At 64.8% G+C, this 14,483-nt stretch carries 12 protein-coding genes and 1 other RNA gene; 8 read left to right on the forward strand and 5 right to left on the reverse strand.

Features of this window, described 5'->3' with window-relative positions:
* Positions 1–132: 132 nt before the first annotated feature.
* The 3 genes from ubiG to ssrA all read left to right on the forward strand — a co-directional run bounded on the left by ubiG (position 133) and on the right by ssrA (position 2,018).
* The gene (ubiG, locus tag NCS00_RS10620) at positions 133–831 is read left to right on the forward strand and encodes a bifunctional 2-polyprenyl-6-hydroxyphenol methylase/3-demethylubiquinol 3-O-methyltransferase UbiG (protein ID WP_008342396.1); all 699 of its coding nucleotides are present in this window, start codon (positions 133–135) and stop codon (positions 829–831) included.
* A gap of 4 nt (positions 832–835) precedes the next feature.
* Complete coding sequence (gene gph, locus NCS00_RS10625; protein ID WP_250440046.1) at positions 836–1,600, forward strand: phosphoglycolate phosphatase; 765 nt, start codon at positions 836–838, stop codon at positions 1,598–1,600.
* A 59-nt stretch (positions 1,601–1,659) separates the two neighbouring features.
* Positions 1,660–2,018: a transfer-messenger RNA gene (gene ssrA / locus NCS00_RS10630) on the forward strand.
* A gap of 383 nt (positions 2,019–2,401) precedes the next feature.
* Here ssrA and NCS00_RS10635 read toward each other — a convergent pair.
* Both NCS00_RS10635 and NCS00_RS10640 read right to left on the reverse strand, forming a co-directional pair.
* Positions 2,402–2,671, reverse strand: coding sequence for a hypothetical protein (locus NCS00_RS10635; RefSeq protein WP_008342435.1), 270 nt, complete (start codon positions 2,669–2,671; stop codon positions 2,402–2,404).
* A 94-nt stretch (positions 2,672–2,765) separates the two neighbouring features.
* Positions 2,766–3,836 (reverse strand): substrate-binding domain-containing protein, encoded by a 1,071-nt coding sequence (locus NCS00_RS10640; protein ID WP_008342436.1) that lies wholly within the window; start codon positions 3,834–3,836, stop codon positions 2,766–2,768.
* Positions 3,837–3,964: 128 nt separating this feature from the next.
* Here NCS00_RS10640 and NCS00_RS10645 point away from each other — a divergent pair, with 128 nt between their 5' ends.
* The 4 genes from NCS00_RS10645 to NCS00_RS10660 are packed head-to-tail and all read left to right on the forward strand — an operon-like array spanning position 3,965 to position 9,193.
* Positions 3,965–4,453, forward strand: a complete 489-nt coding sequence (locus tag NCS00_RS10645; protein ID WP_250440047.1) for an NAD(P)H-dependent oxidoreductase subunit E — start codon at positions 3,965–3,967, stop codon at positions 4,451–4,453.
* Positions 4,450–6,006 carry a formate dehydrogenase beta subunit gene (locus NCS00_RS10650; protein WP_250440048.1) on the forward strand — a complete coding sequence of 519 codons (1,557 nt, stop codon included), beginning with the start codon at positions 4,450–4,452 and terminating at the stop codon, positions 6,004–6,006. The genes NCS00_RS10645 and NCS00_RS10650 overlap by 4 nt, the downstream gene beginning before the upstream one ends.
* A 16-nt stretch (positions 6,007–6,022) precedes the next feature.
* A complete protein-coding gene (gene fdhF / locus NCS00_RS10655; RefSeq protein WP_244807481.1) occupies positions 6,023–8,944 on the forward strand; it encodes a formate dehydrogenase subunit alpha in 2,922 nt (973 codons plus the stop codon).
* A 3-nt stretch (positions 8,945–8,947) separates the two neighbouring features.
* Positions 8,948–9,193: a formate dehydrogenase subunit delta gene (locus NCS00_RS10660; RefSeq protein ID WP_008342440.1), complete on the forward strand. Its 246-nt coding sequence runs from the start codon at positions 8,948–8,950 to the stop codon at positions 9,191–9,193.
* Between the two features lie 32 nt (positions 9,194–9,225).
* Here NCS00_RS10660 and NCS00_RS10665 read toward each other — a convergent pair whose 3' ends face one another.
* The 3 genes from NCS00_RS10665 to NCS00_RS10675 are packed head-to-tail and all read right to left on the reverse strand — an operon-like array spanning position 9,226 to position 12,400.
* Positions 9,226–10,962, reverse strand: coding sequence for an FAD-dependent monooxygenase (locus NCS00_RS10665; protein ID WP_051996560.1), 1,737 nt, complete (start codon positions 10,960–10,962; stop codon positions 9,226–9,228).
* 57 nt (positions 10,963–11,019) lie between these two features.
* Entirely contained in the window at positions 11,020–12,015 is a 996-nt protein-coding gene (locus NCS00_RS10670; RefSeq protein WP_250440049.1) for a cation diffusion facilitator family transporter, read from the reverse strand.
* Between the two features lie 25 nt (positions 12,016–12,040).
* Positions 12,041–12,400, reverse strand: coding sequence for an ArsR/SmtB family transcription factor (locus NCS00_RS10675; protein ID WP_085955275.1), 360 nt, complete (start codon positions 12,398–12,400; stop codon positions 12,041–12,043).
* Between the two features lie 131 nt (positions 12,401–12,531).
* Here NCS00_RS10675 and NCS00_RS10680 point away from each other — a divergent pair, with 131 nt between their 5' ends.
* Positions 12,532–14,391, forward strand: a complete 1,860-nt coding sequence (locus tag NCS00_RS10680) for a tetratricopeptide repeat protein (RefSeq protein ID WP_250440050.1) — start codon at positions 12,532–12,534, stop codon at positions 14,389–14,391.
* The last annotated feature ends 92 nt before the right edge of the window (positions 14,392–14,483 follow it).

Here is a 14,483-nt window from a genome sequence, read left to right on the forward strand (position 1 = left end):
AGCATTTCGCGCATTCGTTTAATGGGCCGCCGATTCAGGTAGGCTTCGGCTATGGCGCGTTTTGCCCGCCCATTGCGTCGCCTATATACTCGGTCCTAATCGATTCACGACTCAAACAAGGCACTCCCGAACATGACCAACGTCGATCCCCACGAACTGCAGAAATTCAGCGAGCTCGCGCATCGCTGGTGGGACCCGAACGCCGAGTTCAAGCCGCTGCATGAACTGAACCCGGTTCGGCTCGACTGGATCGACGCGCACGCGCATCTGATGAGCAAACGCGTTCTCGACATCGGCTGCGGCGGCGGCATTTTGTCCGAGTCGATGGCCACGCGCGGCGCGAACGTCAAAGGCATCGACTTGTCGTCGAGCGCGCTCGGCGTCGCGGATCTGCACAGTCTCGAAAGCGGCGTCGAGGTCGCGTACGAAGAAATCTCGGCGGAAGCGCTCGCCGCGCGCGAACCGGGCTCATACGACGTCGTCACCTGCATGGAGATGCTCGAGCACGTTCCGAATCCCGCGGGCACCGTTGCCGCTTGCGCCGCGCTCGTGAAGCCGGGCGGCTGGGTCTTCTTCTCCACGTTGAACCGGAACGCGAAGGCGTATTTGTTCGCCGTCATCGGCGCGGAATACATCGCGCGCATGCTGCCGCGCGGCACGCACGATTACGCGCGCTTCATCAAACCGTCGGAGCTCGCCACGTTCGCGCGCGCCGCCTCGCTCTTGCCCGTCGATATCAAGGGCATCACGTATCGGCCGATCTCCAGGCACTTCGGCCTGTCGAACGACACGAGCATCAACTACATGATGGCTTGCCGCCGCGAAGCCTGACGCCATGACCAACGACGATCCCTTGTCTACGGGCACCATCGATACCACGCCCCTTCCGGAAGACACGAATCCCCTGCCCCAGCGCCTCGCAGAAGGCGATGGCCTCGGGCTGTGCCAGGCCGTGCTGTTCGACCTCGACGGCACGATCGCCGACACCGCGCCCGACCTCGTCGCCGCGGTGAACAAGATGCGGCACGATCGCGGCCTCGAAATGCGCCCGCTCGAAACGTTGCGGCCGTTCGCGTCGGGGGGCGCGCGCGGTCTGCTCGGCGGCGCGTTCGAGATCGGGCCGGAGCATCACGACTTCGCGTCGATGCGCGAGGAATTCCTCGCCAATTACGAAGCCGATTTGTGCATCGAGACGACGCTCTTTCCGGGCATCGCCGAGATACTCGATCAACTCGATGCGCGCGGCGTGCGCTGGGGCATCGTCACGAACAAGGTGACGCGGTTCGCCGCGCCGCTCGTGGCCTTGCTGGCACTCGACACGCGCGCGGGCTGCCTCGTCTGCGGCGACACGACGCCGCATTCGAAGCCGCATCCGGCACCGCTCCTGCACGCGGCCGAGCTGCTGGATGTGGCGCCGGAGCGCATCGTCTATGTCGGCGACGATTTGCGCGACGTGCAGGCCGGTTTCGCGGCTGGCATGATCACCGTGGCGGCAGCCTACGGCTATTGCGGCGACGATATTCCGCCGCGCCGCTGGCACGCCAATCACGTCGTCGATTCGCCTGAGGAGTTGCAGCATCTGCTGCGTGACATCGCCTGACTTGAAAGTCCCGCGATTCGCCTCATATGGCTTTTCGTGGGATAATTTCTCTTCCGCTTGGGGGCGACCTGGTTTCGACAGGGGTTGTGAAGCGGTCAGGGCATACCGAGGACCCGTCACCTCGTTAATCAATGGGAAAAACGTAACTGCAAACGACGATACGTTCGCACTGGCAGCCTAAGGGCTAGCCGTCCTCTCACTAATTCGCTGACGGGTTAGGGTAGCAATACCACGAGAGGTCATATACGTCAGATAAGCTTTGGTGGCGTCACGACGCCCGAGTCGAAAATCTAGTGAATCGCCGTAACGCAGCGTGTTCGTCCGCGTCGTTACGGTTAAATCAAATGACAGAACTAAGTATGTAGAACTGGTCGTAGAGCGCTTCTGGACGCGGGTTCGATTCCCGCCGCCTCCACCAAAACACCCCCGTGAAACCCGCGATCGCGCAAGCATCGCGGGTTTTTCTTTGGCCGCACGGCAGGCACAACGACAGACGAAAAAAAAGCCCCGCACGGGGGCGGGGCAAACATCCTTGAGAGACATAGCGAGGACAGAGACAACCATCGCTACGTCCGAGAGAATAGGCGGCCACGCGCTGCGTTCGTATCGGAGCGGTCCGAATGCTGTTGCTTTGTGTCAATGACCAACAGATCGGAAGCCGGTTTACTCAGAAAACTCCGATTCTCGCCGTCCGAGCCTCAGCCTATTCTGAAGCTGCACTTCGGAACGTCGGCGGTTTGCGGCGGGCCAGGTGTCATTCCAAGTACCTTGGCCTCGCTCCGTGCGAGGTCTTTTTTTGCCTTAGTTCGAACCGTCCTGCGGACACTTCAGATTGCAGCCGTTCGGATCGCCGTTATCGCCACGGCGGCGCATGGCCGATTTGCCCTGCTGATATTTCGCTGACGGCGCCGACGCCGCGAACTGCATCTGCGGATGCTCGTTCAAACGGAATTGGTCCTGCAGCACGCCCCCCGGCACGCCCGGCGAGTTCTGGGCAAAGGCGACGGGAACCATATAGATCGCGCCAGCGACGAGCGCGGCGGAAGAACAAGCAAGCAACGAGAGTTTCATGGCAGTGAAGTCGACAGCAAAGCGTTAGGTTAGCTCAATTCGCCGTCGATGGCAGTTTTGCGTCCGCCCCGCTCTTTTACAGCGTGTTTCCGTTTCAGCCGTGCAGGCCTTCGTCGACATCGACGAGCAAGCCGCAGTGCGCCGGATCGTAGCCCTCCAGATGAGCGACGCTCTCCGTGAAGCCGTCGCTGCGCAAAATGCGCAGCACCGACGCGAGCTGCGCCTCGTCGAGCCGGGCGCGCTCGCACGCGAAGAAGTAATCCTCGTCGATGATCGGGATGAAATCGAGCGCGAAATGATGAGCGGCGGGCTGCACGCCGAAGCCGAGATCGGCCATGCCGCTCGCGACGAACGCGGCGATCGCCGAATGCGTGAGCTCGGTGGTCGCGTAGCCGTTGATTTGATCGGGATCGACGCCCACGCTACGCAACGACAGATCGAGCAGCATGCGCGTGCCCGAACCCGGCTGACGATTGACGAAGCGCACGTCGCCGCGCGCGAGATCGCGCAAGCCGGAAATCTGCTTCGGATTGCCCTTCGGCAGAAACAGCCCTTGAGTGCGGCGTGTGAGCCGGATGAGCTGATGCCTGTTCCGGTCCAGAAACGGCCGATAAATGTCCGCGCAAGTGGAACGGAATTCGCCGATCGGCAAGTGAAAGCCCGCCAGTTCGCACTCGCCGCGCGCGAGGGCGCTCACCGCTTCGGCGCTCTCGCGATATTTGATGTCGACCGGCACGCGTTGATCGCCCAGCGCGCGCACGAGCGCCGCGACCGCGTAACCGTGCGACGCGTGAATCCGCACCTGGCTGACGCCGCCCGCGAGACGCCGGTTCAGCTCGATGGCCACATCGTTCGCCACCGCCTGCAACGGCGTTTCGAGCCGCTCGCCGCACACGCGCTGCGCGCGCAACACCGATTCGCCCAGTTCGGACAGCACCGAGCCGCGACCGCGCGATTTGGTGATGAGCGCACCGCCCAGCCGCGCTTCGATTTCGCGCAACAAACCCCACGCGTGACGATAGGACAAACCCTTAGCGCTCGCGGCGTTCGCGATGCTGCCCGTCTGCGCGACGAGCTTCAAAAGCGGCACAACCGCGCTGAGACTGGTTTCCCGGCCATCCGCGTCGCGCAGGATCAGCTCCGCGCGGCATTCGACGTCCACCATATGCACTCCCCCTTCCTATTGCCAAGATATATCACGACGCCTATTGTTCTTTTACAGGCTCGGCACCCGTAATTATATCCGTCCAAATATGTACCAACAAAACATATGCCGAGTGTTGGAGGAGCCCCATGACACATCCGCAGCTTTCCGCCGCTGCATCCGCTGAAATCGTGCGTCGCCACGCAATACAAGGCGCGACGTTGATGACCATTCTTCACGCCATCCAGGACGAAGTCGGCTATGTGCCGGAGACGGCGATCGCGCCGCTCGCACAAACGCTGTCGCTGTCGCGCGCAGAAGTTCATGGCGTCGTCACGTATTACCATCACTTCCGGTCCGCCCCGCCCGCGCGCGTGACCGTGCAGCTTTGCCGCGCGGAAGCGTGCCGCAGCATGGGCACGGAAGCGCTGAAGGATCACATCGAAGGACACACGGGTTGCCGCTTCGACAGCGGCCATGCCGAAGAGACCGAGCTCGAATCCGTGTTCTGCCTCGGTCAATGCGCGCTCTCCCCGGCGATGACGATCAACGGCGAACTGCACGCGCGCGTGACGCCGGCGAAGTTCGACCGCCTGTATGCAGCGGCGCAGACGAAAGTCGCGGAGGTGACGGCATGACCCGCATCTATGTACCGATCGATTCCGCCGCGCTCGCGCTGGGCGCGGACGCCGTCGCGCAAGCCATCGCGAGCGAAGCGCTGAAGCGCGGCCTCGACGTCCAACTCGTGCGCAACGGCTCGCGCGGCCTCTTCTATCTCGAACCGCTCGTCGAGGTCGAGACGCCGGACGGGCGCATTGGCTATTCGAACGTCGACGCGGAAGACGTCGCCTCGCTCTTCGATGCGGGCTTCCACGAAGGCAGCGCGCATGAAAAGAACGTCGGCATCGTCGATGAGATTCCGTATCTGAAGAACCAGCAGCGTCTGACGTTCGCGCGCATCGGCATTACCGATCCGTTGTCGATCGACGATTACGTCGCGCTCGGCGGACTCCATGGCCTGCGCAACGTGCTCGACATGAACGGCGACGCCGTCTGCGCAGCGCTGCTCGATTCCGGCCTGCGCGGACGCGGCGGCGCGGCGTTTCCGGCGGGCATCAAATGGAAGACCGTGCGCGGCGCGCTGGCGGACCAGAAATACATCGTCTGCAATGCCGACGAAGGCGACTCCGGCACGTTCTCCGACCGCCTCGTCATGGAAAGCGATCCGTACATGCTGATCGAAGGCATGATCATCGCGGGCGTGGCGGTCGGCGCGACCAAGGGCTACATCTATGTGCGCAGCGAGTATCCGCATTCGATCGCGACGCTGAACCAAGCGATCGACAAGGCGCGCGACGCGGGCTGGCTCGGCGCGAGCGTGCTCGGCACGTCGCACGAGTTCGAGCTGTATGTCGCAAAGGGCGCGGGCGCGTACGTGTGCGGCGAGGAAACGGCGCTGCTCGAATCGCTCGAAGGCAAGCGCGGCATCGTGCGCGCGAAGCCGCCGGTTCCCGCGCTCACGGGTCTGTACGGCAAGCCGACGGTCATCAACAACGTCATCACGCTCGCGACGGTGCCGATCATCTTCGCGAAGGGCGCGGCCTTCTATCGCGACTTCGGCATGGGCCGTTCGCGCGGCACGCTGCCCTTCCAGATCGCCGGCAACGTGAAGCAAGGCGGACTCGTCGAACTCGCGTTCGGCGTGACGCTGCGCGAGCTGATCTATACCTACGGCGACGGCACCGCGAGCGGACGTCCCGCGCGCGCGGTGCAAGTCGGCGGTCCGCTCGGCACGTATCTGCCGGAAAGCCAGTGGGATATTCCGCTCGATTACGAGGAGTACGCGAAGGTCGGCGCGGTGGTCGGTCACGGCGGGCTCGTCGTTCACGACGACACGTCGAACCTTGCCGAGCTCGCGCAATACGCGATGCACTTCTGCGCGCTCGAATCGTGCGGCAAGTGCACGCCGTGCCGCATCGGCTCGACGCGCGGCGAGGAAGTCATCGCGAAGATTCGCGAGGGCGATACGTCGGTGAAGCAGATCACGCTCTTGCGCGAACTGTGCGACACGATGGTGTCCGGCTCGCTCTGCGCGATGGGCGGCATGACGCCGTTTCCGGTGATGTCCGCGCTCGATCACTTCCCCGAAGATTTCGGCTTGCCCCGCACGCCCGCGCAGAAGGCGGCGTAAAGAAAAGGAGACAAACATGTCCAACACCATCAACGGCTGCGGCTCCGGCAACTGCGCGTGCAAGAGCGCGGCATCGGTGCAGCGCCGCGATCCGTTCGACGAAACCGACTACGGCACGCCGCTGCGTCATGCGGATGTCGACGTGACGCTGGAAATCGACGGCGAAAGCGTCACGGTTCCGGCCGGCACGTCCGTGATGCGCGCCGCGATCGAAGCCGGCGTCAACGTGCCGAAGCTCTGCGCCACCGATTCGCTCGAACCGTGGGGTTCGTGCCGCCTGTGCCTCGTCGAGATCGAAGGCAAGCGCGGCTATCCGGCATCGTGCACGACGCCCGTCGAAGCGGGCATGAAAGTACGCACGCAAAGCGACAAGCTGCAATCGCTGCGCAAGAACGTGATGGAGCTCTATATCTCCGATCACCCGCTCGACTGCCTCACCTGTCCCGCCAACGGCGATTGCGAGTTGCAGGACATGGCGGGCGTCGTCGGCTTGCGCGAAGTGCGCTATGGCTACGAAGGCGCAAACCATCTGAAGGACAGGAAGGACGAGTCGAACCCGTACTTCACCTACGATCCGTCGAAGTGCATCGTCTGCAATCGATGCGTGCGCGCGTGCGAGGAAACGCAAGGCACGTTCGCGTTGACCATCGCCGGACGCGGCTTCGAATCGCGCGTCGCCGCGAGCGAAAACGTGCCGTTCATGGAAAGCGAATGCGTGTCGTGCGGCGCGTGTGTCGCCGCGTGTCCGACCGCGACGCTGCAGGAAAAGAGCGTCATCATGCTCGGCCAGGCGGAGCATTCCGCCATCACGACGTGCGCGTATTGCGGCGTCGGCTGCTCGCTCAAGGCGGAGATGAAGGGCAACACCGTCGTGCGCATGACGCCGAACAAGAACGGCCAGGCGAACGAAGGCCACGCGTGCGTGAAAGGCCGCTTCGCATGGGGTTACGCGACGCACAAGGACCGCATCAAGAAGCCGATGATCCGCGCGAAGATCACCGATCCGTGGCGCGAAGTGTCGTGGGACGAAGCGCTCAACTATGCGGCGAGCGAGTTCCGCCGCATTCAGGACAAGTACGGACGCGATTCGATCGGCGGCATCACGTCGTCGCGCTGCACGAACGAAGAGACGTATCTCGTGCAGAAGCTCGTGCGGGCGGCGTTCGGCAACAACAACGTCGATACCTGCGCGCGCGTCTGCCATTCGCCGACCGGTTACGGCCTCAAGACGACGCTCGGCGAATCGGCGGGCACGCAGACGTTCGCATCGGTGGAACAGTCGGATGTGATCATCGTGATCGGCGCGAATCCGACCGACGGCCATCCCGTCTTCGGCTCGCGGCTGAAGCGCCGCGTGCGTGAAGGCGCGAAGCTCATTGTGATCGATCCGCGCCGCATCGATATCGTCGATACGCCGCACGTCAAGGCGCAGTATCACCTGCAATTGCGCCCCGGCACGAACGTCGCGATGGTCAATTCGCTCGCGCACGTGATCGTCACGGAAGGCTTGCTGAAGGACGATTTCATCGCCGAGCGCTGCGAGGAGCGCGCGTTCGGCCAATGGCGCGATTTCGTCGCGACGGAAGAGAACTCGCCCGAAGCGATGGAAAGCGTCACCGGCGTGCCCGCGAAACTGGTGCGCGAAGCCGCGCGCGTGTACGCGACGGGCGGCAACGGCGCGATCTATTACGGCCTCGGCGTCACGGAGCACGCGCAAGGCTCGACGACGGTCATGGGCATCGCGAACCTCGCGATGGCGACCGGCAATGTCGGCCGTGAAGGCGTCGGCGTGAATCCGCTGCGCGGCCAGAACAACGTGCAGGGCTCGTGCGACATGGGCTCGTTCCCGCACGAGCTGCCGGGCTATCGGCATATCGGCGATGCTGCGACGCGCTCGCTCTTCGAAGAAGCGTGGGATGTGAAGCTGCAGCCGGAACCGGGCCTGCGCATTCCGAACATGTTCGATGCCGCGATGCACGGCACCTTCATGGGCCTTTATTGCCAGGGCGAGGACATCGTTCAGTCGGATCCGAACACGCAGCACGTCGCCGATGCGCTGTCGTCGATGGAATGCATCGTCGTGCAGGACATCTTCCTGAACGAGACGGCGAAGTACGCGCACGTGCTCTTGCCCGGTTCGACCTTCCTCGAAAAGGACGGCACCTTCACCAACGCCGAGCGCCGCATCTCGCGCGTGCGCAAGGTGATGCCGCCGCTCGCGGGCTTCTCCGACTGGGAAGTGACCATCAAGCTTTCGCGCGCGCTCGGCTACGAGATGAACTACGCGAACCCGTCCGAGATCATGGACGAGATCGCGCGTCTCACGCCGACGTTCCACGGTGTCTCGTACGAACGTCTCGACGAGCTCGGCAGCATCCAGTGGCCGTGCAACGAGCGCGCGCCGGACGGCACGCCGACCATGCACATCGACGAATTCGTGCGCGGCAAGGGACGCTTCGTCATTACGAAGTTCGTCGCGACGCCGGAAAAGGTCACGCGCAAATATCCGCTGCTGCTCACGACGGGACGCATCCTGTCGCAATACAACGTGGGCGCGCAGACGCGTCGTACCGAAAACTCGCAATGGCACGACGAGGATCGCCTGGAGATCCATCCGGTCGACGCGGAAGATCGCGGCATCAAGATGGACGACTGGGTCGGCATCGAGTCGCGCGCGGGGCAGACCGTGTTGCGCGCGAAGATCTCGGAGCGCATGCAGCCGGGCGTCGTCTATACGACGTTCCACTTCCCCGAGTCGGGCGCGAACGTCATCACGACGGATTCTTCCGACTGGGCGACGAACTGTCCGGAGTACAAGGTGACGGCGGTGCAGGTGATGCCGGTCGAGCAGCCGTCGCAATGGCAGAAGGAGTATTCGCGCTTCAACACGCAGCAGCTCGAACTGCTCAACCTCGCCACGACTTCTTCAGGAAAATAAGCAATGGATGTCGATAACCTGATCGAGATGGCGAACCGCATCGGCGAATTCTTCGATTCGATGCCGGACCGCCCCGAAGCCGTCGATAGCGTCGCGGATCACATCCGCCGGTTCTGGGAGCCGCGCATGCGGCTCGCGATTCTCGCCGCGCTCGACAATCCGGAAGCGAGCGCGACGATGGAGCCGATCGTGCGCGAGGCGCTCAGTCTGCATCGAATAGATCTGACGCCGAAAGCTGCGACCGCCTGAAACTCCTCGAAGCCCTGCACCGCAGGGCTTTTTCAATCCTCCCGATACTCGCGTTGCGGCTGCCGCTCGATGTTCGTCTCCTGCGCGCCGAACCACGTTTCGCAGTGACGCAAGAGCGCGTGCACATCCGACGGCGCCCGCCCGCGCGCCGCGATATAGCCATCGGGACGCACGAGATAGAACGCGGGGCGCGTGCGGCCATAGTTGTCGGTGAGCGAGTTCGCGCCGTCGCCTTGCGTATCGGTGATGCGCCACACGCGCACCGCGTTCGGCAGGATCGCTTCGACGGACTGCGCGAGGCCGTCGAGATCGGGATCGCGCATCGCGTGGGCGACGGTGATCGTCGCGGGCGCGAGGGCGATATCGTCCTCGCCCGACGGATTCACCAGCAGAAACAGCGAGAAGCAGCCGGGATCGTGCAGATCGTAAAGACAGCCGACGCCCGGCAAACGCCCGAGCGGCCCGTCGACGACATGCACACGCGCATCGGGCGCGCGCTCGCCCGCGCGCGGACCGCCGTCGAGCAGACGCTCCAGCGTGAGCGGACTCTTGCGATAGTTGATCGACAGCTCGCTGACCGTGCGCCGCATCGCGTCGCGCAACGGACCGATCGCGGCGAGCGCGGGCATCACGTGATCGCGCATCAGCTTCATCGGGCCATGCTCGGCGCCTGCCATCTGCGTGAGCATGCTCGATTGGCGCAGCACGTCGCGCTCGATCGGATGCCGCTCCATGTGATAAGTGTCGAGCAGCCGCTCGGGCGCGTTGCCCGCGAGCATGCGAGCGATCTTCCAGCCGAGATTGAATGCTTCCTGAATGCCGGTGTTCATGCCCTGCGCGCCGGCGGGACTATGCACGTGCGCCGAATCGCCGGCCAGGAACACGCGCTCCACGCGAAGCTTGTCGACCATGCGGCTATTCAGATGAAAGTACGACGACCACGTCATGTTCGACAGCGCGATCTTGTGATGCACGCGCCGCTCGACGAGCGCGCGGCATTCGTCGAGCGTCGGGCCGGCTTTCGCGCCGGCCGCGTTGACCGCGCTTGCGGCAGGCGCGGGCAGATCGGCGATCAGGCGCGCGCGGTCGCCGCCCATCGGAAAGAGCGCGGCCAAGCCTTCGCCCGAAGCGAAGATGTGAAATTCGTCGTCGGGCCAGTCGGAGTCCGCATCGAGATCGGCGAGCAGGTACGTTTGATCGAACGTCTTGCCGTCGAAACCGATGCCGAGCCGATGCCGCACGAAACTGTGCGCGCCGTCCGCGGCGATCAGATACGAAGGCCGCAGCAGCTCGTCGCGCCCGTTCGGATGGCGCAGCGTCGCGTGCAGACCGGCGGAGCCTTGCGACACATCGACCACTTCGACACCGCGCTCGATATCGACGCGACAGCCCGCCAGATGCTCGGCGAGCAGACGTTCGGTCTGCGACTGTTCGAGAAAGAGCAGATACGGATAACGCGTCTGCAGCGGATCGAAATCGAGGCGCGCGAGGCGCTGGCCGTTGGAATAGAGATTCGCGACGCGCGCGCGATGGCCGAGCTCGAGAAACGGCTTGACGACGCGATGCTGTTCGAAGAGTTCGAGCGTGCGCGCCTGAATGCCGATCGCGCGTGAATGCGGCGACGGCTCGCGCGCGCGGTCGACGAGCCTCACCGGAATGTGCGCGCGCGCGAGACTCATCGCGGCGGCGAGGCCCGTCGGACCGGCGCCGACGATGAGAACGGGCGCCACGTCCAGCTTGTCGTTCGGATTCAGCTTTGGCGCGAACATGCAGTCGGTCCTCCCTGAAACGTCACGCGCTCTAGTGTACGCCCGCGAACCGCTCGCTCAGTGGGCGTGGCCGCGCTCGCTGAGCACGCACGCCTGGCATGCCTCGCCGAACTCGACCTGCACGGTCGCGTGATGCATCGAATATTCGCTGCGCAAGGTCGTGACGACGTCCTGCACGAACGCATCGCCGGGATGGCCTTGCGGCATCACGAGATGCACGGTGAGCGCGTTTTCGGTCGTCGAGAGCGCCCAGACGTGCAGGTCGTGGACGTCGCGCACGCCGGGAAGCCCGGTCAGATATCGCTCGATGCGCGACATGTCGACCGAAGGCGGAACGGCGGCCATCGCGAGGCGCATCGCGTCGCGCCCGAGTCCCCAGGTGCCGTAGACGATCACCGACACGACGATCAGGCTCATCAGCGGATCGAGCCAGCTCGCGCCCGTGAACAGGATGATGAGGCCGCTCACCGCGACGGCGGCGGAGATCGCGGCATCGGCGGCCATGTGCAGGAACGCACCGCGCACGTTGAGGTCTTCCTTGCTGCCGTGCATGAAGAGCCACGCGGAAAAGCCGTTCACGACCATGCCGAGCGTCGCGACGATGAACACGTCGAGGCCCGCGACGGGCGCCGGGTCGAAGAGACGCTCGATCGCTTCGAGGACGATCGCGCCGCACGCGAACAGCAGGAGCGCGGCGTTGGCGAGCGACGCCAGAATCGACGAGCTGCCGAGACCGAACGTATAGCGCGCGTTCGGCCGGCGCTTGCCGAGCCACACGGCGCCCCACGCGAGCAGCAGGCCGAGCACATCGGAGAGATTGTGGCCGGCGTCGGCGAGCAGCGCGGTCGAATGCGCGAGAAAGCCGTAGATGGCCTGCACGATCACGATCAGCAGATTCAGGCCGACCGCGAGCGCGAACGTGCGGCCCTGCCCTTCCTGCGGCGCGTGATGATGGTGATGTCCATGTCCGCCGTGCCCGTGCCCGTGCGCGTGCCCATGCTCGTGCTCGTGCCCGTCGTGATGCTCGTGTTTGTCGTGCTGATGCGTGCTCATCGGCGTGCTCGTTGTTCGGTGAGTGTCATTCGATGTCCGCGGCATCGGCCTGCGGCTCCGCGATGTGCTCTCGCAACTCGGCGAGCATCGTGCTGATATGGCGATCCGCCGCCACGTAGAAAACCTGCTTGCCCTGGCGTTCGGCCCGCACGATTCGCGCCGCGCGCAAGAGCCGCAGATGATGGCTCACCAGCGACGCGGACAACCCGAGCAACTCCGCGATCGCCCCCACCGCGCGCTTGCGTTCGACGCATGCGAGCACGATGCGCAGGCGCGTCGGGTCGCCGAGCAGACGGAACAGATCGGCGAGCGGCACGACGCGGTCATCCGAAGTGATCGGGACGGCGGCGGAAGAATCGGAAACCGGATCGGAAGCCACGGACATCGTCAACATATGAATAGATGTTCATATGTTAAGTGCCATCGCCGCAACAAGTCAACGTCGCTTTGGCGGGGCGCTGTCCCCGGTGTGGGAAAATGCGAGGTTTGCTTTTCCGGGACAGCAGTTTCCCCGTCATGGACACCGTATTCGCCCGCGGTTTCGCGGCCCATCGCGACGGTCGCCTGACCGACGCGGAGCGCGACTATCAGGCCGCGCTCGCCGCCGAACCCCATCATGTCGACGCCTTGCACTATCTCGGCGTGCTGCGCCATCAACAGGGCCAGCACGCGGAGGCGGCCGAGCTCGTGCGCCGCGCGGTCGACCTGCGCCCGACCGATGCCGGCCTGCAGCTCAATCTCGGCAACGCGCTGAAGGCGCTCGGCCGTCTCGACGACGCGATCGAGCGCTTTCGCAACGCGCTCACGCTCGCGCCGGGCTTTCCGCTCGCGCAGTACAACCTCGGCAACGCCTACACGGCGGCCGGCCGTCACGAAGACGCCGCCGACGCGTTCGAAAAGGCGCTGCGCCTGCAGCCGAACGACGCCGCCGCGTGGAACAACTTCGGCAACTCGCTTTCCGCGCTGCAGCGCTTCAAAGACGCCGCGCAGGCGTTCAGGCGCGCGCTCGCGCTGCGTCCGCGTCATGCCGGCGCGCACAACAATCTCGGCATGGCGTTGAACGCGCTCGGCGATACCCTCGGCGCGATCGCGCACTTTCGCGCCGCGCTCGACGCCGAGCCCAACTACGTCGCCGCGCACTTCAATCTCGGCAATCTCCTCGAAACGCACGGCCATCCGGAAGACGCGCTGCCAGCGCTGCAGAAAGCCGTCGCCTTGCATCCGCATTTCGCGCCGGGCTATTTCGGGCTTGGTCACGCGCTCGCGAAGCTGGGCCGTCACGATGACGCCATCGCGCACTTCGAGCGCGCGGTCGGGCTCGATCCGAAATACGGCGTCGCCTGGCTGTGCCTCGGCAACGCGCGGCTTGCGCTCGGCGCGCATCAGGCGGCGCTGCGCGCATTCGACGAAGCGTTGCGCATCGATCCTTCGATGCCCGCCGCGCATCTGAACCGGGCGCTGGCCCTGCTCGCCATCGGCGATTACGCGCGCGGTCTCGCCGGTTACGAGTGGCGTCTGCAGACGCCCGGCAGCGAGCCGCCGCCGCGCCTGCCACGCTGGAACGGCGAACCGATGCCGGGCCGCACGCTGCTCGTGCGCGCCGAGCAGGGCTTTGGCGACACCTTGCAGTTCGCGCGTTTCGTGCCGTTCGCGGCGAAGCTCGCCGGCAAGCTGGTGCTCGAAGTGCAGCCCGCGCTCGTGCCGCTGCTCGCGCCTGCCGCGCATGCCGCGCGCGTGGAACTGAAGAGCAAGTCCGATGGCGTCCCGGTGCACGCCGACGCGTTCTGTCCGCTGTTAAGCCTGCCGCTCGCGCTCGGCATGACCGCGCTCGACGCGATCCCGGCGCGCGCGCCCTATCTCGTCGTGCCCGCCGAATACCGGCGCAAGTGGCGCGGCTCGATCGGTGGCCAGCACAAGCGCAAGATCGGCATCGCCTGGTCCGGACGGATGCAGCCGGGCGAAACGCGCTCGATCCCTGTCGCCGAGCTCGCGCCGCTGTTCGCGCTCGAAGGCATCGACTGGGTCGTGCTGCAGCCGTTCGTCACGGGCCGCGAGCGTGACTTGCTGGGCGCGCATGCGAACGCGGCATCGATTCATCTGCTGGAAAACCGGCTCGAAAACTTCGCCGATACGGGCGCGATCGTCGATCGGCTCGACGCCGTCGTCTCCGTCGATACGTCCGTCGCGCACCTCGCGGGCGCGCTCGACAAGCCGCTCTGGGTAATGCTGCCGTTCGCCGCCGACTGGCGCTGGGGCATCGGCAGCGCCGAATGCGCGTGGTATCCGGGCGCGCGGCTCGTGCGTCAGCGCGCGCCGGGGCAATGGCGCGAAGTCATCGACGACACCGCGGCGGCGCTGGCGGCGCTTCCCGCATAAAAAATCCCCGCTTCATGAACTGCACCCCAAAAGTTGGACACCCGTTCAACGATTTGGGGTGTTTTTTCATGAGCAAGTACAGCGCACGACTC

The sequence above is a fragment of the Caballeronia sp. AZ1_KS37 genome (assembly GCF_023631165.1).
GTDB classification, from domain to species: Bacteria; Pseudomonadota; Gammaproteobacteria; order Burkholderiales; family Burkholderiaceae; genus Caballeronia; species Caballeronia zhejiangensis.